Below are 24,179 nucleotides of genomic sequence, written 5' to 3'. Positions count from 1 at the left end.
CCTCAGCGCGTGGGGGTGGCCGTGCCGGTGGTCGGCGCCCCGGAGCTCCCCGGAACCTCGCCGGGCACCCCGGACAGCTGCGCGTCGGCCCACACCGCGTACGCGTAGTCGCCGCCGCGACAACCCGCCTCCACGCGGGTGGCGCTGATCTCCAGCCGCAGTCCGCCGGTCACGTCCACGTCCAGGTCGATGGGGGCCCCGAGGGTGGTGATCTGGGACAGGACGTTGCGCCCGTCGACGAGGACGTCGAACTGGACCTCGGCCTCCGAGTCGCTGGTGTCGCCCAACCCCATCACGGCCGTGAACTGGCGGTAGTGCCGACCGAGGTCGTACTGGACGCTGCGGAGCTGGCAGTACGGCTGGAACCAGACCGACCGCACGTAGTTCGTGCCGTTCACTGTGATGGGCTGGGTCGAGACGTCCCCCCCGCTCGTCTGGACCGGCTGCAGGGAGGACAGGTAGGTGACCACTGCCCGGCGGGCGACGGTCAGCGTCACCGTGCTGCCCCGCTCGACGGCCGCCCCCTCGACCGGGTCCTGGGCGGTCACGGTGTTGTCGTTCACCGAGTTGTCGAGGGCCTCGGTGGTGACCACGCGCAGCCCCGCCTGGGTCAGCGCGGTCTGCGCGGCCGAGAGCGTGAGCCCCGTGACGGCGGGGACCGAACCCGCCGTCGGGCTGGGCGTCGTCGTGCGGGTGGGGGTGGTGGACCGCGGCGAGGACGTGCTCCGGGACGTGCTCGCGGCGCTGCTGGTCGTGGCCCCGGCGGCGGCCGGGTCGGTGCCGGCGTCGGCCGGGCGGGTCACGACGAAGGCCACGACCGCCGCCGCCACCGCGACGGCGACGAGCGCGGCGAGCCCGACCAGCATGCCTCGCCGACGACGCCGCGGCGCAGGGGCCGGACTGCGCGGGGCCGCGGCCTGCACCGCGGCCTCGGTGCGGATGCCTGTGACGGTCGGCTGGCTGACCGCCGCCGGTGCCGGCGGGGTCGCCAGGGCAGGCAGCGGGGGCAGCCCGGCCAGGGTCGGAGCGCTGGCCACGAGGCGGGACCGCACGGCTTCGGCCCCGGCCGGGCGTCTGGCCGGGTCCTTGGCCAGGAGCTCGACGGCCACCTGCCAGATCGCGTCCGGCATGCCGTCGGGCCGCGCCGGCTGCTGCTCCACGTGGCGGCGCAGCACAGCTAGCGGGCTGCCCCCGGCGAAGGGCGTGACCCCGGCGACGAGCTCGTAGAGCACGACGCCCACCGCGTACAGATCGCTGGCAGGGGTGGGCTCGCCACCGTCGGCGACCTCGGGTGCCAGGTACTCCGGGGTCCCGATGACCGTCGTCCGGCGGGCGCCCGTGCCGGCGTCGGCGATGCGGGCCACGCCGAAGTCGGTGACCCGCACACCGCCGGGGCGGCCACCCTCGAGCATCACGTTCTCGGGCTTGACGTCACGGTGGACCACACCGCCGGCGTGCACCGCCGCCAGGCCGGCGAGCAGTCCGTCGACGACCTCAGCCGCCTCCGCCGGCGCGAAGGTGCCTCGCCGGGTCAGCTCCGTGCGCAGATCGGGCCCCTCGACGAGGTCCATGACGATGCCCAGCCGCGCACCCTCGGCCACCAGGTCCCGCACCCGCACGAGGTGGTCGCCGCTCAGCCGCGTGAGGATCTGGGCCTCCTGGACGAAGCGGGCGACGACGGCCGGGTCCGACCCGAGCTCGGGTCGGAGCACCTTGACGGCCACCGGCTCGCCCTCACGGGTCGTCCCGCGCCACACCTGACCCGTGGCACCCGAACCCAGCGGCTCCTGGAGCAGGTACCCGCTGCCCAGCGCCTGACCACCACTGCTGTCGTCCACGTCGCCCCCCGTCCCACCGCCCCGAGGCCTCCCCGGGGTCCGTCGCCCGGTCGCCCGGGCAGCCGCGTCACTCTCACCCGCAGACCGCGCCGTCCGGCCGCCCGCCGCGTACCACTTCGGGGGTACGCGGCGGCACACCGCGATCCGCTGCGCCGCGGCCGGTCGCTCAGCCTGACCAGGTCGACAGGGAGGTGAGCAACGCCGCCAGCGCGACGACGTAGAAGACGACGCAGACCGCGAAGGTCGTCCCGAAGGCCTCCCAGTAGACCCGGCCGCTGGCCCCCGCCTGCTCCGCACGGGATGCGTGCACGGCCGCCGGGACGAGCCCGAGGAGGCCGAACAGCGCGGTCACCACGACGGTGAGCGCACAGCCGGGGAGGGCGACCGGCGCGACCGCCCTGGACGGCGTGGCCGCCGGCAGGAGGCCGGACGGCGCCGCGAGAGGGGTAGCCGTCACGGCCGGCTCAGCTCGCGCTCGAGATCGCGGCGGCCATGGCCGCGATCACCCCGGCGAAGAGGATGACGTACAGCACGATCGACACCACCATGGTGACGCCGAACGCCATCCAGTAGGGCTTGCTGCTGCCGCCCAACCGCTCCGCACGTGAACCGTGCATGGCCGCCGGGATCGCCCCGAAGACGCCGAACAGCGCCGTGATGACGATGGTCATCGTCCGGCTGGGGAGCACAGCGCCGGCCGGCGCGTAGGTCCCGGTCGTCGTGCCCTGGTGGATGGTCATGCCGTTCCCCGATTCCCTCGATGGGTCGCGGTCCCGCACAGCAGCCGGACCGTCGACCGACACCCTGGGTCACCGCGGGCCGCGGGTCACCCCCTCGACACGTCCCCCGCGTGGTGGACAACCAGGTCAGCGGGCCGGCGTCAGCCAGAGGGCAACCTGGCGGACGACCGCCACGGCGGTGGTGGGCGCCAGGTCGCCGCCGTGGGCCCGGCCCAGCTCGACGGGCGCGTCCAGCGCGTCCGTGACGACCCGACGGGCCGCGATGTCGACGGCATCGGTTGCACCGCGCTCGCGAGCGACCGCGACGGCGACCAGGACCTGGACGGCCCGGCGAACGCTGCCCGCGTGGACGCCGGGCTCCAGCAGCAGCAGGGCCTCCCCCGCCGCCGACACGTGGTCGCGCCACCAGCGCTCCCGGCGCCCCCGCGGCGCGTCGGGACCGGGCAGGTCACGGGGACCGGGCACGGTGTAGACCGCCCACCGTTCCGGGGGACCGAGCAGCGGCAGGACCGCCTCGACCACCACCACGTGCTCGGGGCCCGCCCGCTCCTCCGCCGACCGCCCCAGCCACCGCGCCATGGACCGGCGCACCGGCCTCCTACTGCTCCCCCGTTCGACCACGTCTCCATGCCACCGGGCCGGTGCGGCAGCCCGCCATCGCGCGCGTGCGCAAGTCGGCGCCGGTCTCTGCCGGTCGGCGCAGAACCACTGGTCAGCGCCATGGTGCGACCATGGCGCCGTGAATGACCCCTTCGTCCGCCAGCTGACGTGGCTCATCGCCACGGCCGGGGGCAAGGAGGCGTTGGTGAAAGCCTGCGGTCGCCGCGTCGGGGTGCGCACCCTGGACACCTGGAGCCGGGGCGGCTATCCCCGGACCGCGGTCACCGGAGCCGTCCGCGAGCTCGACGCCTGGGCCCTGCAGCAGGACTTCGGGTACCCGGACGCCGCAGCCGCACCACGGCTGGTCGCCAGCTGCGGACGCCAGCCGGTCCCGCCACCGGCCCGTGCGCCCCGGTGGCGGCGCTGGTCGGCACTGGCCGCCGCTCAGCTGACCGTCGTCGGAGCCACCGTCGGGGTCACGCTCGTCATCACCGACCACAGCAGGCGCCCGTCGATGGCCACCCCGGCGGCCACGACCGACCTCATCGCCGGCTTCCTGCCCAGCCAGGGCGACGGCCGTCCCCGCCCGCAGACGGTGGCGGCCGAGGGCGTCAACACCTACGCCGACCCCCGCGGCCTCACCGTCGGGGGCGGGGCCGTCCCTGCCGGCGCGACGGTCGACGTGCGGTGCCGCATCGAGGCGGCACCGATGCCGTCGGAAGGACTGGACGGTTGGTGGTACCTGGTCGACTCCGGCGCCTGGGCCGGCCTCTGGGCCGCCGCGGACGGGTTCGCGCCAGGAGCCGAACCGGGCCAGGACGACGGGTACGCCACCGACCTCGACGTCCCCGTCTGCTCGACGTCCACCCGCTGGGCCCCCGGGTCCTGACCGGGTTCCTGGACCGCGCGGTGCGCAGTCCCGATGACGGTGGTTCTCGGTTACCGTGCCCGCCATGTCACCCGCCGGGGTGACCCACGGAGGACCCGGTATGACCGACACCCAGCAGCACCCAGCCGCCCCCGGCCCGGCCCCGGACCCCTTCGTCGCGCAGATCTCGTGGCTCGTCGACCACGTCGGCGGCAAAGACGCCCTCGTCCGCGCTTCCGGCAACCGGGTCAGCGCCCGAACCCTCGACAACTGGGTGCGCGGTGACTACCCCCGCGCCGCGGTGACCGGGGCCGTGCGCGACCTCGATGCCTGGGCACTGCGGCAGGACTTCGGCTACCCCGGGTCGGCCGGGGCGCCGCGACTGATCGACTCCTGCGGACCGGTCCCCGGGCCGGTGTCTCCGCCCGACCGGCCCGCGGCCCCGAGCCGGGTCGCGCTCATGCTAGGTGCCGCGGCCCTGGTCGTGGTCACCGCGCTGGTGTCCGTGCTGGCCACCCGAGCCGTCCTGGGCGAGCCTGCCCCCGCGACGGCGACGGCGACGGTGACGGCACCCACTCCGGACCTGCCTCCCCTGCCGACCACCGGTGACGGCACCCTGTACACCGAGCAGGCGGGCAGCCAAGGTTCCAACACCTTCAGCGACCCGCGCACGCTGGCCGGCACCAACGTCACCGTCCCGGCCTACGCCTACGTCCAGGTCGTCTGCCGCTACTACTCGCCCGTGATCCCCAGCGTGACCCCGGACGGCTTCTGGTACCTGCTGGCCACCGACGAGTGGGACGGGCGCTGGGCGCCTGCCAACACCTTCTGGAACGGCGACGTCGAGGGCCAACGCCCCTACACCCACAATACCGACATGGCCGTACCCGTCTGCGCGTGAACCGGGGGCGTGCGCCGGTCCCGCCGGCCGTCGACGTCCTGGGCTGGGCCTGGGTCCTGTCCGCACTGGTGCCGGCGGTGGTGGGGCGCCCCGATGCGGTGCCCCTCGTGGCGGTGGTCGCAGTCGGACTCGCCACGGCCGCGCACCGCTGGTTGGCGCTCGTCCGCCCGGCGTCCGGAGCCCTGCGCGGCTCGGTCTGGACGGCGGGGGCCGCCGTCGCGCTGGCGGCCCTGGGCTCCACCCGACCGGTCGCGGAGGGGATAGCGACCCTGTCGCTCTCCGCCGCGGCCGCCGCCGTGGCCGGCCTGACGCTGCCGGCCCCCGCGGCGGCGGTGACCGCGGTCGTCCTGCAGGCGTGGCTCGCCGCCTGGGTGCTGGGCTCGGGCACCGACACGACGATCCCGCTGACCCTTGTCGAGTCGGTCCTGGTGACGGCGACCAGTTGCCTGACCGCGGTGCTCGTGGCCCGGGCGATCAGGGTCGGCCGGCAACGCACCGACGGTCTCGTGGCCGGCCTGCTGGCCGACCGTCGCACCCTGCGCGCCGACGAGGCGCGGGACCGCGCCCGCCGAGCCGCCCGCGCCGATCTGCACGACACCGTCCTCACCACGCTGTCGGCGGTCGGCGCGGGCTGGACGCGGCGCGCGGACCCCGACGAACTGCGGGCGGAGTTCGAGCGCTCGGCGGCGGCACTGCGCGAGCCGCCACCCGGGCCAGAAGCCGGGATGCCGCTGCTGGAGGCGCTGCGCAGCACGGCCGCCGCGCCCAGGTTCGGCGGGCTGCGGGTCGACGTCTCCGGCGACGAGGTCGAGGTGGCCGGGCCGGTGGCGGCCGCGCTGCGGTTGGCGACCGGCGAGGCCCTCACCAACGTGGCCAAGCACGCCGAGGTGGAGCGTGCCCGGGTCCGGGTCCGTCGGCACGCCGACCAGGTCGAGGTCACGGTGATCGACGAGGGCGCCGGGGTCCGCTCCGGCCCCCCCGTCGGATTGGGGTTGCCGGACTCGGTGGCCGGACGCATGGCCGCGGTCGGCGGGCAGGGACTGGTGCGCTCCGAGACCGGCCGCGGTACCGCCGTGGTGCTGCGGTCCCCCCTCGCCACGCCGGTCTCATCGGTACCGTTGCCCACGCCCTGGTCGGACCGCGGGCCACTCACCGCAGCACTCTGGCTGACCGGGGGCACGCTCCTCACCGGTGCGGCCGGGGTCCTGCTCGTCCCCGGCCGGACCGCACCAGCCACGGCCGGGTGGGCGCTGGGCGCGGTGGCAGCCGTCGTCGTGCTGGTGCTCGGGTGGACCCACCGCTTCCCCGCTGGGCTGGCGGCTCTCCTCGCGATCACCGGCCCCGTCGTCGTCCTCCTCGCCAATCTCCCGGCAGGAGGCTGCACGGCGCTGGCCGCGCCGCCGACACCCGCCGCCCTGGGAGCCGGTGCCGCCGGCCTGCTCCTCGCCGTGGCCCGCCCCCACCGCGACGCCGTCCTCGGTCTCGTCGCGACGCTGAGCAGCTACGGGCTCGCCGCCTCGCTGGCCACGGACGCCGGTCCGGCATGCACCGCCGCAGCCGGCTCGACAGCAGCGGTGCACCTGGGCCAGGTCGGTGCCGCGATCGTGGTCGTGTCGTCGCTGCGGCGACGGGCCGACCAGGCCCGACAGGCACTGCTGCTCCACCAGACCCACGCCGACCGGCACCAGGACGCCGACGCCCTGGCTGGCGAACGGGACAGACTGCTGCCCGTCGTGCGCCTGGCGGTCGCCGACACCCTGGACGGGCTGGCCCGGGGAGATCTCGACCCCCAGCAGGACTCGGTGCGGGCCCGCTGCCGGCAGGACGCACGGCTGGTCCGTTCCCTGCTCACCCAGGGCGGGGACGCCGATCTCCTGCTGCGGCGGCTGGTCGAGCTGGCCGTCGACCTGCGTGCACAGCGGGTCGACCTGGCTGTCCGCGGCACCCTCCCGATCGGTTCGCTGTCCGACCGGACCGCGGCGTCCGCCGTCGACGGGTGCGCCGGCGTGCTGGGCCGGCTCAGCGATGCGGGGTGGTCCGGGGAGGCCGAGGTCACAGTGCTGACCACCGGGTCCGACGTCGCTCTGACGTTGGTCGCCCACGACCTGGGCGGTCGGCGACCGGACGGGTACCCCACGTGGGGTACCTGGGACCCACCCCATGTGGAGATCCAGGACGGCAGTCTCTGGTTGTCGACCCGAGCCACCCTCGACCGCGAGGAACCCCAGTGACCCACGAACCGGTCCGCGTCGGCGTGGTCGACGACCACGTGGTCGTGGCGCGCGGCCTCGCCGCCGACCTCACCCCCGCCGAGACCGGCATCGCCGTGGTGGCGGTGGCCCGCACCGTGCCGGAGCTGGTCGACCGGCTCGCCGACGCGGCGGTCGACGTGGTGCTGCTCGACCTCCAACTGGACGACGGCAGCCGCCCCGCGGTCAACGTGGAGGTCCTGCGGGCCGCCGGGGCCGAGGTGGTGCTGTTCAGCGCCTACGAGGAGGCCCAGCTGGTGATGGAGGCCGTCCGGGCCGGCGCCGCCGGCTACGTCAACAAGCACCGCGAGATCGCCGACGTCGCCCAGGCCGTGCGCGAGGTCGCGGCAGGGGGCGAGGCCGTGTCCCCGGAGATGCTCCGGGCCCTGGCCAGCGCCGTGCGCGAGCGGCCGCAGCTGTCGGGACAGCAGGAATCGGTGCTCATCCGCTACACCAGCACCGACGCGAAGCTGCCCACCGTGGCCCGGCACCTGGGCATGCAGCCCGAGACGCTGAAGACCCACCTGCGCCGGATCAAGGTCAAGTACGCCGAGCTCGGTCGTCCGGCGCACACCCGCCTTGACCTCTACAAGCGGGCCGTCGAGGACGGCTACGTGCCCCCTGCGGCCGGCTGACCGCGCCTGGTCAGCGGTGGTCCCCCAACAGGGCGCGCTTGTCGGCGACGTAGTCCATGACCGCGAACAGGACACCCGAGATCACGAAGGTGATGTGGATGGCGATGCGCCACGGCAGGTTGCCGTAGGTCTCGGGCTGGACGTTGAGGAAGTCCTGAAGCAACGAGATGACTGAGATCGCCACCAGTGAGCCGATGAGCTTGATCTTCAGACCGGAGTAGTCCACCTTGCCCATCCAGCTGGGCCGGTCCTCGGAGTCCCGGGCGGCCCCGATCTTGCTGACGAAGTTCTCGTAGCCGGCGAAGACGATGATGAGCACCAGGTTGGCCAGCAGGGTGATGTCGAGCAGCTCCAGCACGCCGAGGGTGACCGTCTTCATTTCCTCGGCCGCGGCATGGCTGACCAGGTGCCAGAAGGCCTGGAGGAACTTGACGGCCAGCACGAGCAGCGCGCCGATGAGACCGAGGTACATCGGTAACAGCACCCACCGGCTGGCGAACAGGGCGCGCTCGGTCCGGTCCTCCGCCGGGCGGCTGGGCTCCTCGACCGCCCGGGCGGTGCCCGGATCGACCGCCACCGCCCCGACCGTGTGCTCCATCCGGCTCCCCCGTACCGACCCCACCGGCTGCGCCCGTCGCAGCCCCGACGCGAGCATCGTGCGCACGCCGCCCCAGGTCTGTCGAGATGCTCGAGGGCCGGAGGGGCAGGAGTACCGCACGTGGGGTACCCGCAGCTCAGAGCCTTGACCCGGCCGCCGCATCGCTCGATGGTCGGTGCTGCCGACGCAGGGAGCGCCGTGCCCGAACGGGGGGAACAATGGATCTGACGACGGGGTGCGTGGCGTGCACCACCGATGCCCAGCGCCGCAGCTGCGCACTGTGCGCCCCGGCCGGCGACGTCCGCTCGATTCCGGTGACGGCCACGGCTCGGCGCAGCACCCGGCCGGGACAGGTGACCGCCACTGCTCGGCGCAGCAACCGGCCCACCACCAACGGCACGACGAGCCCTCGGGACGACGGGTACGGACGTGCGAGGTTCGTGGGGGACGCGGCCCCGGTCGCCGGGATCCCGCTCTCGCGGGTGCTCAACGCGGCCTGCTACGTCATCAGCGGGATCGCGATCATCGTCATCGGGGTGCAGGTCGGCCACGGCACGGCGGGCGCCGCGGCCCTCGGTCTGGCGGCCATCGCCTACGGGGTGTACGTCGTCCTCAGCCGCGGCAGCTACTGGGTGAGCAGCTGGATCTACGTCCTCACCATCATCGCCGTGCTGGGCATGTTCGGGGCGTTCGCGAGGTGACGGGGACCGTCGCGTGGGTCGGCACCACGCACCGTTCTCGGACGTGGGCGGCCGCACTCCTCCTGGCGCTCTGCAGCGGGTCGGCGGCCGCGTGCGGCCCTGCAGGCATCACCGCCGACACCTCGTGCGCCGACTACATCTCGGCGCCCCAGGGTGAGCGGTGGGACGCCGCTGTACGGATCAGCTCGGAGCTCGGCGTGCAGGGCGGCGGGAACCCCATGTGGGGGCCCAACACCGACTACGTGTGCGGCAGCAACCGGGACATGACGGTCGGCGACGCCATCGGCTGAGTGGACCGCATCGGTGTCACTCCTGCTCCGGGTGCCGGGCCCCGGCAGGGACCTCGGAGCCGTCGTCCAGCTCCGCCGCCCGCCCGACCAACGCGACGTCACCGTCGCCGCCGACCACCGCCCCGCGGCCGACGTCCACGCCGTCGTCGAGCACCGCCCGGTGCACCCTCGCCCCGGCACGCACGCGCACGCCGGGCAGCAGCACCGAGTCGGTGACGGTCGCGCCCTCCTCCACCACGACGCCGGGTGAGAGCACCGACCGGTGCACCGCCCCGGCCACCCGGGTGCCCCCGGAGACCAGCGAGGCCTCCACCGACGCGCCGGGCAGCAGCCGGGCGGCGGAGTGCCGGCCACCGCGGGTGGACACCCGCCAGGCCGGGTCGTCGAGGTCGAGCGGTGGCTCGTCGGCGAGGAAGTCCATGTGCGCCTCCCAGTAGGCGGGCACGGTGCCCACGTCGCGCCAGTAGCCGTCGAGCCGGTGCGCCCGGGCGAGCCCGTCGGCGGTCTGCGCGGGCAGCAGCTGCGAACCGAGGTCGTCGAGCCCGTCGTCCCCGGCGTCGGCGGCCAGGGCCTCGAGCCGGTCGAGGGTGGGCCGGGGGCTGAACACGAAGACCTCGTTGGTGGCCGTCGTCGTCGCCGGCTCCTCGGGCTTGTAGGCGTAGTCGGTGACCCGCTCGCCCTCGACCTGCACGATGCCGTAGCGCGACGCGTCGTCCGCGGCGACCTCAGTGGTCACCATCGTGACCTCGGCGCCGGACCCGAGGTGCTGCTCGGCCACCGCGCGGTAGTCCAGCTTGTAGACGGCGTCGGCGCTGACCACCACCAGCGCGTCGGGGGCCGCCTCCCGCACCAGGTCGGCCTGCCGCCAGAGCACGTCGGCGGTGCCGGTGGCCCAGCCACCCCGGTGGGTCCCGCGGAACGGCGGCAGCGTCATCAGCCCGCCGGTGGTCCGGTCGAGGTCCCACGGGCGTCCGTTGGCCAGGTGGTGCGACAGGGAGGCGGGGTGGAACTGGACGGCGACCCACACGTCGGCCACCGCGGAGTGCTGGCAGTTCGACAGCGGGAAGTCGACGAGCCGGTACACGCCGCCGAACGGGACCGCGGGCTTGGCACGCTGCTCGGTGAGCAGCTCCAGGCGCCCCCCCGCCCCACCGGCGAGCACGAGCACGAGCACCTTCGACAACGCCATGCGCTCGGCAGTGCCCCGGGGCGGTCGCGCTCAAGCACACGGCCCGGCCTGCCGATCCCTGCGGCATGTTCTTCAGCAAGAAGGCCCCCACCACCCGCGTGGCCTCCGGCCTGCTCCCCTGGGCCCGCACCTACGTCGAGCGCGAGCTCGCCGACCTCGTCGGCGACCCCCGCCGGCTGCTGGTCAAGCAGCGCAGGGACGAGCCCGCCCGCGAGACCCGCCCGGTCGGTCGGTCGGCCGAGTCGATCCGTGCGTCGGCGGCCCGCGAACTGGAGCTGGGCGCCTGGCGCGTGCTGGTGGTCGTGGTCGAGCCGGGCGCCGACGGCGACCTGGTCGTCGCCTGCGAGGCCTGGCAGCGCGACGTGCGGGACTCCCTGCGCTTCGTCCAGCCGGCGAAGGCCGCCTTCGGCGGCACGCTCAAGCTGACCGGCGCCCTGCGCCCGGACGAGGCCCCCGACTACCCGCCGGTCTGAGCCGCCGGCGCGACCCGGGAGGCCCGGAACAGCCAGAACGACGGGACGGCGACGGCGACGACGGCCATCGCCACCACGATCACCACGCCACCGGTCCACATCGCGACCGACACCCCGAAGGCACTGGCCAGCGCGCCGGCTCGCAGGTCGCCCAGCCGTGGGCCACCGGCGACCACGACGATGAACACGCCCTGCATGCGTCCGCGCATGTCGTCGGGGGCGGCCAGCTGCAGCATCGAGGACCGCAGGACGGCGCTGACCATGTCCCCGGCCCCGGCGACGGCCAGGCACAGGACGGCGAACCACAACGACCCGGCGAACCCGAAGCCGACGATCGCCACGCCCCAGACCGCGATGGCGGCCAGCACCACCGCGCCCTGCCGGTCGACCCGGCTCACCCAGCCCGAGGTCAGGCCCATGGCCAGCGAGCCGATCGAGATGCCGGCGTAGAGCCACCCGAGGCTGTTGGCGTCGCCGGCGAACGTGGTCTCCGACAGTTGCGGGAAGACCGCCTGCGGCCAGGCGAACAGCATCGCGACGACGTCCACGACGAAGGTCATGAGCAGCACCGGCTGGGTGCGCAGGAAGGCGAACCCCTCCCCGACGCCGCGGATCGCCGAGCCCAGCCGCACCCGCCCGGCCGCCCCGAGCACCGGCAGCGGCGGCAGCCCCCGCACCAGCCAGACCGCGGCCGCGAAGCCGAGGGCGTCGACCACGTAGGTGAGGAACAGCTCGCCCTGGCCGATGAGCACCCCGGCCAGCAGCGGGCCGGCGATGACCCCGATCTGCCGGACGGTCATCGCCAGCGCGTTGGCCGCCGGCACCAGTGCGGGCCCGACGACCGCGGGGATGGCGGCGCTGCGCGTGGGCTGGTTGACAGCGGCGAACGCGGACACGAACGCGGTCAGCACCCAGAGCACGGCCAGGTTGTCCCAGCCGAGACCGGCCTGGACGGCGAGCAGCGCGCTGGTCACCGCCGCGCCGATCGACGTGGCCAGCATCAGCCGGCGCCGGTCCACGGCGTCGGCGATGGCACCGCCCAGCAGGCCGAACACCACCAGCGGCACGAGCGCCACGGCCGAGGTGACGCCGACGAGGAACGAGGAGCCGGTCAGCTGGAAGACCTGGAACGGGACGGCGACCAGCGTCATCTGCTGGCCCAGCATCGTCACCGTCACCCCGGCGAACAGCCGCCGGAAGGCCGGGATGCGCAGCGGCCGGGTGTCGAGCGCCCAGCCGCGGCTCACGGCGCGAGGCGCCGGACGACCCAGCTGCCGCCCTCGGCGTCGTCGCGCTCGAAGCGGAGGCGGTCGTGCAGGCGGTCGTGGCCGCCCTGCCAGAACTCCACCCGCTGCGGGGTCACCCGGTAGGCCGCCCAGGACGCCGGCCGCGGCAGCGCGCCCTCCGTCTGCTCGTCCAGCTCCCGGAAGGCGCGCACCAGCTCCTCGCGCCCGTCGACGACCGAGGACTGCACGGTCGCCGCGGCGGCCAGCTGCGCACCGCGCGGGCGGGGGTCCCAGTGGGCGTCGGAGGTGGCGTCGTCGAGCCGCTCGGCCGTGCCGACCACGCGCACCTGCCGCTGCAGGGCGTGCCAGGGGAAGACCAGGGCCACGCGGTCGTCGAGGGCCAGCTGCGCGCCCTTGGCCGAGGCGCCGTTGGTCACGAACACGAAGCCGTCCTCGGACAGCCCCTTGAGCAGCACGACGCGGGCGTCGGGGGCGCCGTCGGGGTCGGCGGTGGCCAGCACCATCGCGTTCGGCTCGGGTAGCTCGGCGGCCACGGCGTCGTCGAACCACCGCCGGAACTGCGCCAGCCAGGTGGCGGCGAGGGTGTCCTCGGAGAAGCTGCCCTGGTCGTAGTCGCGGCGCATCGTCGTCAGGTCGGGCACGGTCGGGTCGGGCACGCAGGCCATGCTCCCACCCTGCAACCACCCCGGGCGCCGCCCCGGACCCGGTGTGACACCCGTCGCAGCTCCGGCTGCCCGGGACCGGCCGGTTGAGCCGGCCGGGTCGCGTTGACCTAGGTTGTCGTCAGCCGTGTGCCGAGACGTTCGCACGCGGGTCCCGCGCGCAGAGGAGCATGCAGGATGGCGGACGACTTCGTACCGGGCCTCGAGGGCGTGGTGGCCTTCGAGACCACCATCGCCGAGCCGGACAAGGACGGCGGGTCGCTGCGCTACCGCGGCGTCGACATCGAGGACCTGGTCGGCAAGGTCACCTTCGGCCACGTGTGGGCGCTGCTGGTCGACGGCAGGTTCGGCCCCAGCGGGCTGCCCCCGGCCGAGCCCTTCCCGATCCCGGTGCACACCGGTGACGTGCGGGTCGACGTGCAGGCCGCCCTGGCCATGCTCACCCCGATCTGGGGCTACCGCCCGCTGCTGGACATCAACGCCGCCGAGGCCCGCGAGGAGCTGGCCCGCGCCGCCGTCATGGCCCTGTCCTACGTGGCGCAGTCCGCCCGCGGCATCGGCATCCCCGCCGTCCCGCAGAAGCGCATCGACGAGGCCTCCACGATCGTCGAGCGCTTCATGGTGCGGTGGCGCGGCGAGCCCGACCCCAAGCACGTGGCCGCCGTCGACGCCTACTGGGTGTCGGCCGCCGAGCACGGCATGAACGCCTCCACCTTCACCGCCCGGGTCATCGCCTCCACCGGCGCCGACGTCGCGGCCTCCCTCTCCGGCGCCATCGGCGCGATGAGCGGCCCGCTGCACGGCGGGGCGCCCTCCCGCGTGCTGCACATGCTCGACGGCGTCGAGAAGAGCGGCGACGCGCGGAAGTACGTCAAGGACCTGCTCGACCGCAAGGAGCGCCTCATGGGCTTCGGGCACCGGGTCTACCGGGCCGAGGACCCCCGCGCCCGCGTGCTGCGCCGCACCGCCGAGGAGTTGGGCGCGCCCCGCTTCCAGGCCGCCAAGGCCCTGGAGGACGCCGCGCTGGCCGAGCTGCGCGAGCGCCGTCCCGACCGCCCGATCGAGACCAACGTCGAGTTCTGGGCCGCGATCGTGCTCGACTTCGCCGAGGTGCCCAGCCACATGTTCACCTCGATGTTCACCTGCGCCCGCACCGCGGGCTGGTGCGCGCACATCCTGGAGCAGAAGGAGACCGGTCGGCTCGTGCGGCCCTCGGCCCGCTACGTCGGCCCCGACACCCGCAAGCCCTCCGAGGTCGAGGGCTGGGACGCCATCAAGGACAAGTCCGTCCTCTCCCCCGCCTGAGCCGGAGCGCACCGATGTCGATCGAGATCCCCGCCGAGCTGCTGCCCGCCGACGGACGCTTCGGGTGCGGACCCTCCAAGGTCCGCCTCGAGGCGATGGCGGCCCTGGCGTCCGAGGGGGCTGCCCTCATGGGCACCTCCCACCGCCAGGCGCCGGTCAAGAACCTCGTCGGCCGGGTGCGCGAGGGTCTGACCCAGCTGTTCGACCTGCCCGAGGGCTACCAGGTGGTGCTCGGCAACGGGGGCACCACGGCGTTCTGGGACGCCGCGGCCATCGGCCTGGTGCGCGACCGCTCGGCCTTCGGCACCTACGGCGAGTTCTCCGCGAAGTTCGCCTCGGGTGTCGCCGAGGCGCCGTTCCTCGCCGACCCGGTGATCACGAAGGCGGCGCCGGGCTCGCTGGCGCTGCCCGAGGCGGTGGCCGGCGTCGACGTCTACGGCTGGGCGCACAACGAGACCTCGACCGGCGTCATGGCGCCGGTGGTGCGCCCCGAGGGTGCCGACGACGACGCCCTGGTGCTGGTGGACGCCACCTCCGGGGCCGGCGGGCTGCCGGTCGACGTGCTCGAGACCGACGTCTACTACTTCGCCCCGCAGAAGTGCTTCGCCGCCGACGGCGGCATCTGGCTGGCGCTCATGAGCCCGAAGGCCCTCGAGCGGGTCGCGGAGATCAAGGCGTCGGACCGCTGGGTCCCCGGGTTCCTCGACCTGTCGATCGCGGTCGACAACTCCTCGAAGGACCAGACGTACAACACCCCGGCGGTGGCCACGCTGTTCCTGCTGGCCGACCAGCTCGACTGGCTGAACGGCCTCGGCGGGCTCTCGGGTGCCGTCGCCCGCACGCAGGACTCGTCGTCGCGGCTGTACGAGTGGGCCGAGAGGAGCGAGTACGCCACCCCGTTCGTGGCCGACCCGGCGCACCGCTCCTACGTGGTGGGCACGGTCGACTTCGCCGAGTCGGTCGACGCCGCCGCGATCGCTGCGGCGCTGCGGGCCAACGGCGTGGTCGACACCGAGCCCTACCGCAAGCTGGGCCGCAACCAGCTGCGGGTGGGCATGTTCCCGGCCGTCGACCCCGACGACGTCACCGCGCTGACCGCCTGCATCGACCACGTCGTCGGCCAGCTGTAGCGGAGCGGCTCAGGGCACCAGCCAGGTGTCCTTGGACCCGCCCCCGCGGCTGGAGTTGACCAGCAGGGAGCCCTCCTCCAGGGCCACCCGGGTCAGCGGCGCCGGCAGCACGCGGGTGCTCACCCCGGCGACGGCGAACACCCGCAGGTCGGCCCGGCGCGGCACCACCGCGCCCTCGACCAGGGTGGGCACCGTGGAGAAGTCGACCGGTTCCTGCGCCACGAAGCGGTGCGGCGCGGCGTCGACCGCGGCCTCCAGCTCGGCCAGCTCGGCGGCCGAGCAGGTCGGCCCGAACACCACGCCCTGCCCGCCGTAGCCGTCGACCGGTTTCACCACGAGGTCGCCGAGCCGGCCGCGCACGGCGGCGAGGTCGTCGGCGTCGGCCAGCACCCAGGTGGGCACGGTGGCCAGCACCGGCTCCTCGCCGAGGTAGAACCGGATCATCGCCGGCACGTGGCAGTAGGTGGCCTTGTCGTCGGCGACGCCGTTGCCGGGCACGTTGGCCAGCGCCAGCTTGCCGGCCCGCACGGCCTCGCCCACCAGCACGTCGAGCGGGGTGCCGACCGGGTTCAGGTGGCCGGCCAGGTCGTCCTCGTCGAACCGCCGGTAGAGGACGTCGACGGGCACCCGCTCGCCGTCGACCTCGACCTCGACCCCGCCGTCGGCCCGCGCCCACAGCCGGTCGGGGGTGGCGACCGGCGCGCCCATCGCCTCGGCCAGCAGCAGGTGCTCGAACCACGCGGTGTTGACCCGGCCGTCGGTGAGCAGTGCCAGCTGCGGGGTGCCGGAGCACGCGGGTGGGGCGGCGTCCACCAGCGCGGCCCGCAGCACCGCGACCGCGTCGTGCGGCTCGGGCAGGGCCGGCCGGTCGGCGAGCAGCCCGGGCAGGGCCGCGCGCGTGCTGTCGCGGTTGACGATGGCGAACCCGATGCCCGAGGGCACCCGCAGGTTGTCCTCCAGCACCACCCAGCCGTCGGGTCCGCGCAGCAGGTCCAGCCCGGCGACGGTGGCCCGCGCCTGACCCGGCCCGGCGAGCGGGACCGCGCCGGGGCGGTGCCCGGGGCTGCGGGTGACCAGCCAGTCGGGCAGGACCCCGGCCCGCACCGCCTCCGGCGCCCCGCCTGCCTCGCCCCGGCGGCGGCCGGTCGGCCGGTAGACGTCGGCGAGGAAGGCGTTGAGCGCCCGCGTGCGCTGCTCGACCCCGCGGGCCAGGTGCGCCCAGTCGGCGGCCGGCACGAGGCGGGGAAGCGGGCAGACGGGGAAGGGCTGCTCGACCAGGGCGCCGTCCACGAACGAGCCGAAGACGACGCCGCGGGCGCGGCGCTCGCGGCCCATCTCGACGGCGGCGGCGGCCAGCCCCACGCCGCCGAGCTGCTCGACCGCCGGGGCGAGGGCGTCGTACCCGGGGCGCAGCGCACCGCCGACGCCCACGGCCTCGTCCCCGGTCGAGCCCGGGTAGCGCGCGAACAGGTCCGTCGTCCCGGTCATGCGACCCCTCACAGCCAGCGGTCGAACCACCCGACCGTCGCCCCGATCACGGTCACCACGTTCTCCCGGCCCACCACGGTGTGGCCCTCGCCCGGCAGCAGGAGGAGCTCCGCCTGCCGACCGAGCGCGGTCAGGGCCCGGTGGGCCTGCACGCTCTCGGTGACCGGGACGTTGGTGTCGCGGTCACCGTGCGCCAGCAGCACGGGTACGCGCAACCTCCCCAGCGCCGTCGCCGGGCTGAGGGTGGCCAACATCTCGCGGTCGGCCGCCGGGTCGCCGTACTCGGTGACCGAGGCCGCAGCCATCCAGGGCTCGGTGTCGGCGAAGAACGTGCGCAGGTCGCTCATGCCGGCCAGGGACACCCCGGCGGCGAACAGGTCGGGCCACCGGGTCAGCGCCACCAGCGTCAGGTAGCCGCCGTAGGACCACCCGTGCGCCCCGACCCGACCGGGCGCGGCGATGCCCGCCTCGACCAGGTGGGTCACCGTGTCGACGACGTCGGTGAAGGACGCCTCGCGCGCGCCGACGTCGTCCAGGGCCGCGAACGCCGTCCCCCGGCCGCCCGAGCCGCGCACGTTCGGCGCGAACACGGTGACGCCGGCGGCCACCAGCGCCTGGGCCAGCGGTGACCAGACCGGCCGTTCCTGGCCCTCGGGCCCGCCGTGGAAGCTGACGACGGTGCGCTGGGGGCCGACCGCCCCGCGCGGGCGGTAGAGCCAGCCGTCCAGCGCGAGCCCGTCGGAGGCCCGGTAGTGGTGCCGCACGGGCGTGACCAGCAGGTCGGCGTCGGGGCGGCGAGGCGAGCTGGGCAGCCGGGACACCGCGCCGGCCGAGTCCTCCCGCAGGTCGAGGTGGTGCAGGCTGCGCGGGGTGCCGGGGCCGGTCAGCTCGGCGACGAGGCCGGTGCCGTCGGCGGCCAGCGACCACCCCGGCAGCACCGGCTCCGGCAGCCGGATGCGGCGCACGAGCTCGCCGTCGGCGACCCGGCGGACGTCGAGCTCGGTGGTGCCGCCGGCGTTCCACACGCACAGCACGGTGCCGTCGGCGCGCACCGCGTAGCCGTCGAGGTCGGCGTCGCGGCGGCCCACGACCACCCGGGCCGCCCCGGGCACGCCGTCCTCGTCCAGCGGGACGACGACCAGCGCCGTGCGGTCCTCGTCGAGCGGGCCGGGCTGGGCAGCCCGCAGGTAGACCGCCCGGCCGTCGGGGGCGAACCGGCCGTCCTCGCTCTGCCGCCCGCCGGGGGCACCGGCCGGGACCACCCGCTGCTGCCGGCCGGTGGCGACGTCGACCAGCACGACGTGCCGCCAGCCGCGGGGGCCGCGCCGGGCCAGCAGCCGGGACTCGTCCGGGGCGACCGAGGTGAGGGCCAGGAACCCGCCGCGGGCGAGGGTGCGCACGGCCCCGGTGACCACGTCGACCACGACGACGTCGGCCTCCGCCCCGCGCGAGACGGTGCAGGCGTAGTGGCCCGGTCGCGCGGTCCAGCCACCGGCGAACACCGTGGTGCGCGGGTCCTCCCCCAGCACCCGCCGCCGGTCGGTGCCGTCGGGGCGGACCGCCCACAGCTCCGCGCAGATGGACCCGCCCGGGCTGACCAGGTAGGCCAGCCACGCCCCGTCGGGGGACCAGGCGACCGACACCACCTCCTGGTCGGGGCCCGACAGCACCGCCGGGGGCGTCCGCTGGTCGAGCGTGACCACCTCCAGCCGGGGCCGGCCGGAGCGGTCGCCGACGCAGGCGACCCGCGTGCCGTCGGGCGCCAGCGCCGGGCACCAGGCGCCGGCCGCGGAGGCGAGCTCGGCCGCCACCCCGGGGGTGCCGTCGGGTCGGGCGCGCTGCAGGTCGGACCGGGTCATGCCACCTCCGCTCGTCGGGTGCGTCGTGGGCGTCCAGCAGCCAGGCAGCGACGGATGTTCCTGCCGGCTGCTGTATCGGCGCAGCGCGCTCAGCGGATGCCGTGCCGCTGCAGCCACAGCTCCAACAGCCCCACCTGCCACAGCTGGTTGCTGCCGAGCGTGGTGCGGTGGGTGTTCGGCTCGGCCAGCAGCCGCTCGACGTACTCCGTGCGGAACAACCCGCGCGCACGGGCCTCGGGGGCGTGCAGGGCCTCGCGCACGCTGGCGAGGTACTCGCCCTCCAGGTGGATGATCGCCGGTACCGGGAAGTAGCCCTTCGGCCGGTCGATCACGTGCGCGGGGATGACCGCCCGGGCGGCCTCCTTGAGCACACCCTTGCCGCCCTGGGCGAGCTTGAGCTCCGGCGGCACGGCGGCGGCCAGCTCGACGAACTCGTGGTCCAGGAACGGCACCCGGGCCTCCAGGCCCCAGGCCATGGTCATGGTGTCCACCCGCTTGACCGGGTCGTCGACCAGCATGATCGTGGAGTCCAGCCGCAGCGCCCGGTCCAGGGTGGTGTCGGCGCCGGGCCGGGCGAAGTGGTCGGCGACGAACGCGCGGCTGACGTCGTCGGTGAGCATCCAGCGGTCGGCGAGCACCCGGGCGAGCTCGGCGTGCGGCCGGTCGACGAACACCGACGCGTAGGCGCCGACGGCCCGCTCGACCGGGACGTCGGCCAGCGGCGGGTACCAGTCGTACCCGGCCAGCACCTCGTCGGCGCCCTGCCCGCTCTGCACGACCTTGACGTGCCGGCTCACCTGCTGGGCCAGCAGGTAGAAGGCGACGCAGTCGTGGCTGGTCATCGGTTCGCCCATCGCGCCGATCGCGCCGTCGAGCCCGGCGTGCACGTCGGCGGTGGGCACCAGCAGCCGGTGGTGGTCGGTGCCGAAGTGCTCGGCCACGACGTCGGACCACGCGAACTCGTCGCCCTCGCGGCCGCCGACGGCCTCGAAACCGATGGAGAAGGTGGCCAGGTCGCGCTGCCCCTCCTCGGCCAGCAGGCCGACGATCAACGAGGAGTCCAGCCCGCCCGACAGCAGGACGCCGACCGGGACGTCGGCCACCATGCGCCGGCGCACCGCCGTCCGCAGGCTGTCCAGCACGGCGTCCTGCCAGTCGGCGGGCGACAGGCCGGCGAGGTCGGCGCGGCGCTCGTGCACCGGGGACCAGTACACGTGGTCGGACTCGCGGCCGTCGGGCTCGTAGGTGCGCACCGTGGCCGGGGGCAGCTTGCCCACCCCGGCCAGGATCGTGCGCGGCGCCGGGACGACGGCGTGGAAGCTCATGTAGTGGTGCAGGGCGACCCGGTCGATGCTCGTGTCCACCCCGCCGGCGCGCACCAGCGCCGGCAGCGTCGAGGCGATGCGCACCCGGCCCGGTCCCCTGCTGAGGTACACCGGCTTGATGCCCAGCCGGTCGCGGGCCACCACCACCCGGCCGGTGTCGCGCTCGACGACGACGAACGCGAACATGCCGAGGAACCGCTCCACGCAGGCCGCGCCCCACCGGTGGTAGGCCTTGAGCACCACCTCGGTGTCGCTGGTGGAGGCGAAGCGGTAACCGTGCCCGCGCAGCTCCTCGCGCAGCTCGCGGTAGTTGTAGACGATCCCGTTGAACACGCAGGTCAGCCCGAGCTCGATGTCGACCATCGGCTGGGCACCGGCGTCGGACAGGTCGATGATCCGCAGGCGCCGGTGCCCGAGGGCGACCGGTCCGGACTGCCACACCCCCGAGCCGTCGGGCCCGCGGGGGGCCAGCACCTCGCACATCGCGGCCACCGCGCCGACGTCGGCGACCTCGCCGTCGAACCTGACCTCGGCCGCGATCCCGCACACGGGCGCCCCCCTCCGGTGTCTGCGCTGCACCAGCGTGCCCGGTGCGTGTTGCGTCGGCATGTCCTGGTACGCCCTGGCGTGTCCACCCCGGGCTGCGCGCCGACGCGGTTAGCCTCGGCTCCGGTCACCTGTCCCGAGTCGTCCGTCCTGGAGGTCGCACTGATGCGCACCCTGCGCCTCGTGGCGCTCTCCGACGACGGCCGCAGCCTGGTCCTCGCCGCGGACGTGCCGGACTCGATCGACAACGGCGAGCGGTTCCACCTGCCCATCGACGACCGGCTCAGGGCCGCCGCGCGCGGCGACGCGCAGCGCATGGGGCAGATCGAGCTCGACGCCGCCAACGCCCTGCCGCCCCGGGTGATCCAGGCCCGCATCCGCGCCGGCGAGACCCCCGAGCAGGTCGCGCACGCGTCGGGCACGTCGGTCGAGCGCATCATGCGGTTCGCCCACCCGGTGCTGCAGGAGCGGGCCCGCGTCGCCGAGCAGGCCCAGGCCGCACGGGTGCGGCTGAGCGAGGGCACCCCGAGCGTGCCCCTGCTGCAGTTCATGACCGACCGCCTGCGGTTGCTGGGCGCCGACCTCGACGCCGTGCGCTGGGACGCCCACCGCACCGACGACGGCAGCTGGCAGGTGCGCGCCGCGTGGAAGGCCGGTCACAAGTCCGGCACCACCAAGTGGAGCTACGACACCAGCACCCGCACGGTCACCCCGGTCGACGCGACCACCATGGACTTCGCCGAGGGCACCCGCCTGGTGCGGGTCGTCCCCGACGTGCCGGCGGGCCTGCCGGCCACCCCGGCCCGCGCCGTCCCCGCCGTCGCGGAGGACGACTGGTCGGCGCAGGAGGCCGACGCCGACGCCGACGCCGACGACGAGGTGCGCAACGTGGTGCCCGTCGACGGCCGCCCCGTCGACGTCCTGCTGTCCGGCGACGACGGGCCCGAGCACGACACCGTCGTCCTCGACCGCATCGACCCCGAGGCCGAGGACCCGCGTGCGGCCATCCCGGCGTGGGAGGACATCGTCTTCGGGGTCCGCCGCCACCGCTGAACCCGCGCCGTGCGTCTGCTGTGAGGTTGCCGGCACCCGTGTTCGTCCTGGTCGCGCCGGGTAGTGCTGGGGTCGGCAACACGGCCGCAGCACGAGGAGGAAGACCATGACCGCATCGGTGTCCATGCCTGCCGGGGGCGTCCAGGTGGGGTCCTACGCCGACTACGCCCAGGCCCAGCGCGCCGTCGACTACCTCAGCGACGAGCAGTTCCCGGTCGAGAACGTGCAGATCGTGGGGACCGACCTGCGCTCGGTCGAGCAGGTGGTCGGTCGCCTCACCTACGCCCGCGCCACCGGCGCCGGCGCGGCCTCCGGCGCCTGGTTCGGTCTCTTCGTGGGTCTCCTGCTGGGCATCTTCGCCCCGGACGGGTCGAGCTGGATCAGCTCGGTGCTCACCGGCCTGGTGATCGGGGTGGTGTTCGGCGCACTGTTCGGCCTGGCCTCCTTCGCGGCCACCCGCGGGCGTCGCGACTTCGCCACCACCGGCCAGAAGATCGTCGCCGGCCGCTACGACGTCCTGTGCAACCCGCAGTTCGCCGAGGACGCCCGCGCGCACCTGGCCCGCCTCAGCCTCCGCGGCTGACGGGCAAGCACCTCACCGCCGAGGTGGTCAGCGCAGGGTCGCGAAGACGACGGCGGCGGCCGCCGCGACGCCGAGGGAGTCGACGCCCGGCCGCATGGGGATGCGCGCCCGGACGTCGACCGCGTCCATCGCGGCCGCGCTGAGCCCGGGGCCCTCGGCGCCCAGCAGCACCGCCGTCCGCGGGTGCGCGACGGGGTCGACCGCGGCCAGGTCGACGTCGGCCCCCGGGGTGAGGGCGACGGTGGTGAACCCGGCGGAGCGCACGCGCTCCAGGTCGCCCGGCCAGTCGGGGAGGACCCGCAGCGGGGTGGTGAGCAGGTGACCCATCGACACCCGCACCGCGCGGCGGTAGTACGGGTCGGCGCAGGTGGGGTCGAGCAGCAGGGCGTCGACGCCCAGCGCCCAGGCCGAGCGGGCGATCGAGCCGATGTTCTCGTGGTCGTTGAGACCCTCCAGGACGGCGATGCGCCGCGCGCCGGCCAGCAGGTCGGGAAGCGCCGGGGGCACGGGCCGCTCGCAGGAGGCCAGCACGCCGCGGGTGAGCCGGAAACCGATCGTCTCCGACAGCACCCACTTGTCGGCCACGTGGACCGGCACCCCGGCGGGCACCGCCAGCTGGTCCACCCGGCCGGGGACGCCGTAGACGCACCGCACGGGCAGCCCCGACGCCAGCAGCCGCTCCACGGCGGTGACGCCCTCCACGACGACCGGCCCGGTGCCGCGCTCGGTGCCCGGACGGCGGTCTCCGGCGTGCAGGTCGTGGAAGTCGGCCACCCGGGGGTCACGCGGGTCGGTGATGGTCACGGGCACCGCCCCATCCTCCCGGGTCGGTGAGCAGGACCGGCTCCCAGGCCGCAGGGTGGACCGGTGACCACCACCGTGATCGGCGCCGGCATCGCCGGCGTCGCCGCCGCCCGGGCCCTGCACGACGCCGGCCGGCCCGTGCGCGTGCTCGACCGCGGGCGCCGGCCCGGTGGCCGGATGTCCGGCCGTGAGCTGCACGGCCGCGTGGTCGACCTGGGTGCCTCCTACCTGACCGCCGCCGAGGGCAGCGCCTTCGCCGGGGTGGTCGCCGACTGGCTCGAGCGCGGGCTGGCCCGCGAGTGGACCGACACCTTCGCCGTCGCCGGCCCCGACGGACTGACCGACCGGAAGGCCGGGCCGATGCGCTACGGGGCCGCCGGTGGGTTGCGCTCGCTGGTGGTCGACCTCGCGCGCGACCTCGACCTGGTGACCGGCCACGCCGTGCAGCAGGTGACCGCGGGCCCGACCGTCGACGGCGAACCCGCCGACGCCGTCGTGCTGGCCCTGCCCGACCCGCAGGCCCGCCGGCTGCTCGAGGCCGGGTGCCCGGTCGAGCAGGTGCTCGACCCCCGCGGCTGGCAGGCCACCCTCTCGGTGGTTCTGGGGTGGGCGCACCGGAGGTGGGACGCCGACCTGCACGGGGTCTTCGTGCACGACCACCCGGTGCTGGAGTGGGTGGCCGACGACGGCGCCCGCCGCGGCGACGGCGCCCCGGTGCTCGTCGCGCACACCACCCCGGCGTTCGCCGCCGGGCACCTGGCCGAGCCCGGTGCGGCCGGCCCCGGTGTGGCCGCCGCCGTGTGCGCCCTGCTCGACCTGCCCGAGCCCGACTGGCACCACGTGCACCGCTGGACCTTCGCCAAGCCCGCCGACCCGCGGGGCGAGCCGTTCCACCTGCTCGACGGCGTCGGCCTGTGCGGTGACGGGTGGTCGGCGCCCTCCAAGGTGGAGAGCGCCTGGACGTCGGGCCACCTGCTCGGTCAGCAGCTGGCCACCGGCTGATCCCCCGTCGGGGGGAGCCGGGCCGGTCCCGGGTCTCCCCGGCGGCCCGGGCTGCCGTAGGTGGGGGGAGAGCGGGCCGCCGGCCCGCCGCAG

At 75.2% G+C, this 24,179-nt stretch carries 24 protein-coding genes; 12 read left to right on the top strand and 12 right to left on the bottom strand.

The genetic code is table 11. From position 1 onward, the window contains the following. Nucleotides 1–2: 2 nt before the first annotated feature. The 4 genes from TEK04_RS15010 to TEK04_RS14995 all read right to left on the bottom strand — a co-directional run bounded on the left by TEK04_RS15010 (nucleotide 3) and on the right by TEK04_RS14995 (nucleotide 3,157). Nucleotides 3–1,838: a protein kinase domain-containing protein gene (locus TEK04_RS15010; protein ID WP_336405161.1), complete on the bottom strand. Its 1,836-nt coding sequence runs from the start codon at nucleotides 1,836–1,838 to the stop codon at nucleotides 3–5. Between the two features lie 166 nt (nucleotides 1,839–2,004). Continuing rightward, complete coding sequence (locus TEK04_RS15005) at nucleotides 2,005–2,295, bottom strand: hypothetical protein (RefSeq protein WP_336405160.1); 291 nt, start codon at nucleotides 2,293–2,295, stop codon at nucleotides 2,005–2,007. Nucleotides 2,296–2,302: 7 nt separating this feature from the next. Continuing rightward, nucleotides 2,303–2,578 (bottom strand): hypothetical protein, encoded by a 276-nt coding sequence (locus tag TEK04_RS15000; protein ID WP_336405159.1) that lies wholly within the window; start codon nucleotides 2,576–2,578, stop codon nucleotides 2,303–2,305. A gap of 126 nt (nucleotides 2,579–2,704) precedes the next feature. Next, nucleotides 2,705–3,157, bottom strand: coding sequence for a hypothetical protein (locus TEK04_RS14995; RefSeq protein ID WP_336405158.1), 453 nt, complete (start codon nucleotides 3,155–3,157; stop codon nucleotides 2,705–2,707). Nucleotides 3,158–3,317: 160 nt separating this feature from the next. Here TEK04_RS14995 and TEK04_RS14990 point away from each other — a divergent pair, with 160 nt between their 5' ends. The 4 genes from TEK04_RS14990 to TEK04_RS14975 all read left to right on the top strand — a co-directional run bounded on the left by TEK04_RS14990 (nucleotide 3,318) and on the right by TEK04_RS14975 (nucleotide 7,831). Then, nucleotides 3,318–4,067: a hypothetical protein gene (locus TEK04_RS14990; protein WP_336405157.1), complete on the top strand. Its 750-nt coding sequence runs from the start codon at nucleotides 3,318–3,320 to the stop codon at nucleotides 4,065–4,067. Nucleotides 4,068–4,167: 100 nt separating this feature from the next. Next, a complete protein-coding gene (locus tag TEK04_RS14985) occupies nucleotides 4,168–4,947 on the top strand; it encodes a hypothetical protein (protein WP_336405156.1) in 780 nt (259 codons plus the stop codon). Then, nucleotides 4,944–7,178 (top strand): ATP-binding protein, encoded by a 2,235-nt coding sequence (locus TEK04_RS14980; protein ID WP_336405155.1) that lies wholly within the window; start codon nucleotides 4,944–4,946, stop codon nucleotides 7,176–7,178. Before TEK04_RS14985 ends, TEK04_RS14980 begins: the two co-directional genes overlap by 4 nt. After that, nucleotides 7,175–7,831: a response regulator gene (locus TEK04_RS14975; protein ID WP_336405154.1), complete on the top strand. Its 657-nt coding sequence runs from the start codon at nucleotides 7,175–7,177 to the stop codon at nucleotides 7,829–7,831. Before TEK04_RS14980 ends, TEK04_RS14975 begins: the two co-directional genes overlap by 4 nt. Nucleotides 7,832–7,841: 10 nt before the next feature. Here TEK04_RS14975 and TEK04_RS14970 read toward each other — a convergent pair whose 3' ends face one another. Beyond that, nucleotides 7,842–8,408: a TIGR00645 family protein gene (locus tag TEK04_RS14970; RefSeq protein WP_336405153.1), complete on the bottom strand. Its 567-nt coding sequence runs from the start codon at nucleotides 8,406–8,408 to the stop codon at nucleotides 7,842–7,844. A 374-nt stretch (nucleotides 8,409–8,782) separates the two neighbouring features. Here TEK04_RS14970 and TEK04_RS14965 point away from each other — a divergent pair, with 374 nt between their 5' ends. Then, entirely contained in the window at nucleotides 8,783–9,130 is a 348-nt protein-coding gene (locus TEK04_RS14965) for a hypothetical protein (RefSeq protein WP_336405152.1), read from the top strand. Beyond that, on the top strand, nucleotides 9,127–9,420 hold the full coding sequence (locus TEK04_RS14960) for a hypothetical protein (protein ID WP_336405151.1): 294 nt from the start codon (nucleotides 9,127–9,129) through the stop codon (nucleotides 9,418–9,420). Before TEK04_RS14965 ends, TEK04_RS14960 begins: the two co-directional genes overlap by 4 nt. A 16-nt stretch (nucleotides 9,421–9,436) precedes the next feature. Here the strand turns inward: TEK04_RS14960 and TEK04_RS14955 are convergent, their stop codons facing one another. Next, the gene (locus tag TEK04_RS14955) at nucleotides 9,437–10,609 is read right to left on the bottom strand and encodes a glucose-1-phosphate adenylyltransferase family protein (RefSeq protein ID WP_336405150.1); all 1,173 of its coding nucleotides are present in this window, start codon (nucleotides 10,607–10,609) and stop codon (nucleotides 9,437–9,439) included. A 65-nt stretch (nucleotides 10,610–10,674) separates the two neighbouring features. On the opposite strand from TEK04_RS14955, the gene TEK04_RS14950 reads away from it, so the two are divergent. Continuing rightward, complete coding sequence (locus tag TEK04_RS14950; protein WP_336405149.1) at nucleotides 10,675–11,082, top strand: hypothetical protein; 408 nt, start codon at nucleotides 10,675–10,677, stop codon at nucleotides 11,080–11,082. Here TEK04_RS14950 and TEK04_RS14945 read toward each other — a convergent pair. Together TEK04_RS14945 and pdxH are read right to left on the bottom strand one after the other, a co-directional pair. Then, nucleotides 11,067–12,329: an MFS transporter gene (locus TEK04_RS14945; RefSeq protein WP_336405148.1), complete on the bottom strand. Its 1,263-nt coding sequence runs from the start codon at nucleotides 12,327–12,329 to the stop codon at nucleotides 11,067–11,069. The genes TEK04_RS14950 and TEK04_RS14945 overlap by 16 nt on opposite strands. Then, nucleotides 12,326–12,985, bottom strand: coding sequence for a pyridoxamine 5'-phosphate oxidase (pdxH, locus tag TEK04_RS14940; RefSeq protein WP_336405147.1), 660 nt, complete (start codon nucleotides 12,983–12,985; stop codon nucleotides 12,326–12,328). Before pdxH ends, TEK04_RS14945 begins: the two co-directional genes overlap by 4 nt. A 183-nt stretch (nucleotides 12,986–13,168) precedes the next feature. Here pdxH and TEK04_RS14935 point away from each other — a divergent pair, with 183 nt between their 5' ends. Further along, a complete protein-coding gene (locus TEK04_RS14935) occupies nucleotides 13,169–14,296 on the top strand; it encodes a citrate synthase 2 (protein ID WP_336405146.1) in 1,128 nt (375 codons plus the stop codon). A gap of 14 nt (nucleotides 14,297–14,310) precedes the next feature. Beyond that, entirely contained in the window at nucleotides 14,311–15,426 is a 1,116-nt protein-coding gene (serC, locus tag TEK04_RS14930) for a phosphoserine transaminase (RefSeq protein ID WP_336405145.1), read from the top strand. A 9-nt stretch (nucleotides 15,427–15,435) separates the two neighbouring features. Here serC and TEK04_RS14925 read toward each other — a convergent pair whose 3' ends face one another. From TEK04_RS14925 to TEK04_RS14915, 3 genes are all read right to left on the bottom strand, one after another. Beyond that, on the bottom strand, nucleotides 15,436–16,914 hold the full coding sequence (locus TEK04_RS14925; protein ID WP_336405144.1) for a circularly permuted type 2 ATP-grasp protein: 1,479 nt from the start codon (nucleotides 16,912–16,914) through the stop codon (nucleotides 15,436–15,438). Between the two features lie 8 nt (nucleotides 16,915–16,922). Beyond that, nucleotides 16,923–18,773, bottom strand: a complete 1,851-nt coding sequence (locus TEK04_RS14920) for a S9 family peptidase (RefSeq protein WP_336405143.1) — start codon at nucleotides 18,771–18,773, stop codon at nucleotides 16,923–16,925. A gap of 89 nt (nucleotides 18,774–18,862) precedes the next feature. After that, nucleotides 18,863–20,647 (bottom strand): N-acetylglutaminylglutamine amidotransferase, encoded by a 1,785-nt coding sequence (locus TEK04_RS14915; RefSeq protein WP_336405142.1) that lies wholly within the window; start codon nucleotides 20,645–20,647, stop codon nucleotides 18,863–18,865. A 162-nt stretch (nucleotides 20,648–20,809) separates the two neighbouring features. On the opposite strand from TEK04_RS14915, the gene sepH reads away from it, so the two are divergent. Continuing rightward, the gene (gene sepH, locus TEK04_RS14910; RefSeq protein ID WP_336405141.1) at nucleotides 20,810–21,697 is read left to right on the top strand and encodes a septation protein SepH; all 888 of its coding nucleotides are present in this window, start codon (nucleotides 20,810–20,812) and stop codon (nucleotides 21,695–21,697) included. Between the two features lie 106 nt (nucleotides 21,698–21,803). After that, on the top strand, nucleotides 21,804–22,280 hold the full coding sequence (locus TEK04_RS14905) for a YflT domain-containing protein (RefSeq protein ID WP_336405140.1): 477 nt from the start codon (nucleotides 21,804–21,806) through the stop codon (nucleotides 22,278–22,280). Nucleotides 22,281–22,307: 27 nt separating this feature from the next. Here TEK04_RS14905 and TEK04_RS14900 read toward each other — a convergent pair whose 3' ends face one another. Continuing rightward, nucleotides 22,308–23,084: a TrmH family RNA methyltransferase gene (locus TEK04_RS14900; RefSeq protein ID WP_336405139.1), complete on the bottom strand. Its 777-nt coding sequence runs from the start codon at nucleotides 23,082–23,084 to the stop codon at nucleotides 22,308–22,310. 63 nt (nucleotides 23,085–23,147) lie between these two features. Between TEK04_RS14900 and TEK04_RS14895 the strand changes: the two genes are divergently transcribed. Next, nucleotides 23,148–24,086, top strand: coding sequence for an NAD(P)/FAD-dependent oxidoreductase (locus TEK04_RS14895; protein ID WP_336405138.1), 939 nt, complete (start codon nucleotides 23,148–23,150; stop codon nucleotides 24,084–24,086). Nucleotides 24,087–24,179: the final 93 nt, after the last annotated feature.

It is taken from the genome of Klenkia sesuvii (assembly GCF_037083825.1).
Classification (GTDB): Bacteria; Actinomycetota; Actinomycetes; order Mycobacteriales; family Geodermatophilaceae; genus Klenkia; species Klenkia sesuvii.
Note: the sequence above shows the minus strand (reverse complement) of the source record. Positions and strands in the feature narration are given on the sequence as shown.

Coding starts and splice junctions, on each gene's coding strand:
- TEK04_RS14985 (WP_336405156.1), top strand. CDS start 4,168: ATGACCGACACCCAGCAGCACCCAGCCGCCCCCGGCCCGGCCCCGGAC.
- sepH (WP_336405141.1), top strand. CDS start 20,810: ATGCGCACCCTGCGCCTCGTGGCGCTCTCCGACGACGGCCGCAGCCTG.
- TEK04_RS14905 (WP_336405140.1), top strand. CDS start 21,804: ATGACCGCATCGGTGTCCATGCCTGCCGGGGGCGTCCAGGTGGGGTCC.
- TEK04_RS14925 (WP_336405144.1), bottom strand. CDS start 16,914: ATGACCGGGACGACGGACCTGTTCGCGCGCTACCCGGGCTCGACCGGG.
- serC (WP_336405145.1), top strand. CDS start 14,311: ATGTCGATCGAGATCCCCGCCGAGCTGCTGCCCGCCGACGGACGCTTC.
- TEK04_RS14955 (WP_336405150.1), bottom strand. CDS start 10,609: ATGGCGTTGTCGAAGGTGCTCGTGCTCGTGCTCGCCGGTGGGGCGGGG.
- TEK04_RS14920 (WP_336405143.1), bottom strand. CDS start 18,773: ATGACCCGGTCCGACCTGCAGCGCGCCCGACCCGACGGCACCCCCGGG.
- TEK04_RS15000 (WP_336405159.1), bottom strand. CDS start 2,578: ATGACCATCCACCAGGGCACGACGACCGGGACCTACGCGCCGGCCGGC.
- TEK04_RS14935 (WP_336405146.1), top strand. CDS start 13,169: ATGGCGGACGACTTCGTACCGGGCCTCGAGGGCGTGGTGGCCTTCGAG.
- TEK04_RS14950 (WP_336405149.1), top strand. CDS start 10,675: ATGTTCTTCAGCAAGAAGGCCCCCACCACCCGCGTGGCCTCCGGCCTG.
- TEK04_RS14995 (WP_336405158.1), bottom strand. CDS start 3,157: ATGGCGCGGTGGCTGGGGCGGTCGGCGGAGGAGCGGGCGGGCCCCGAG.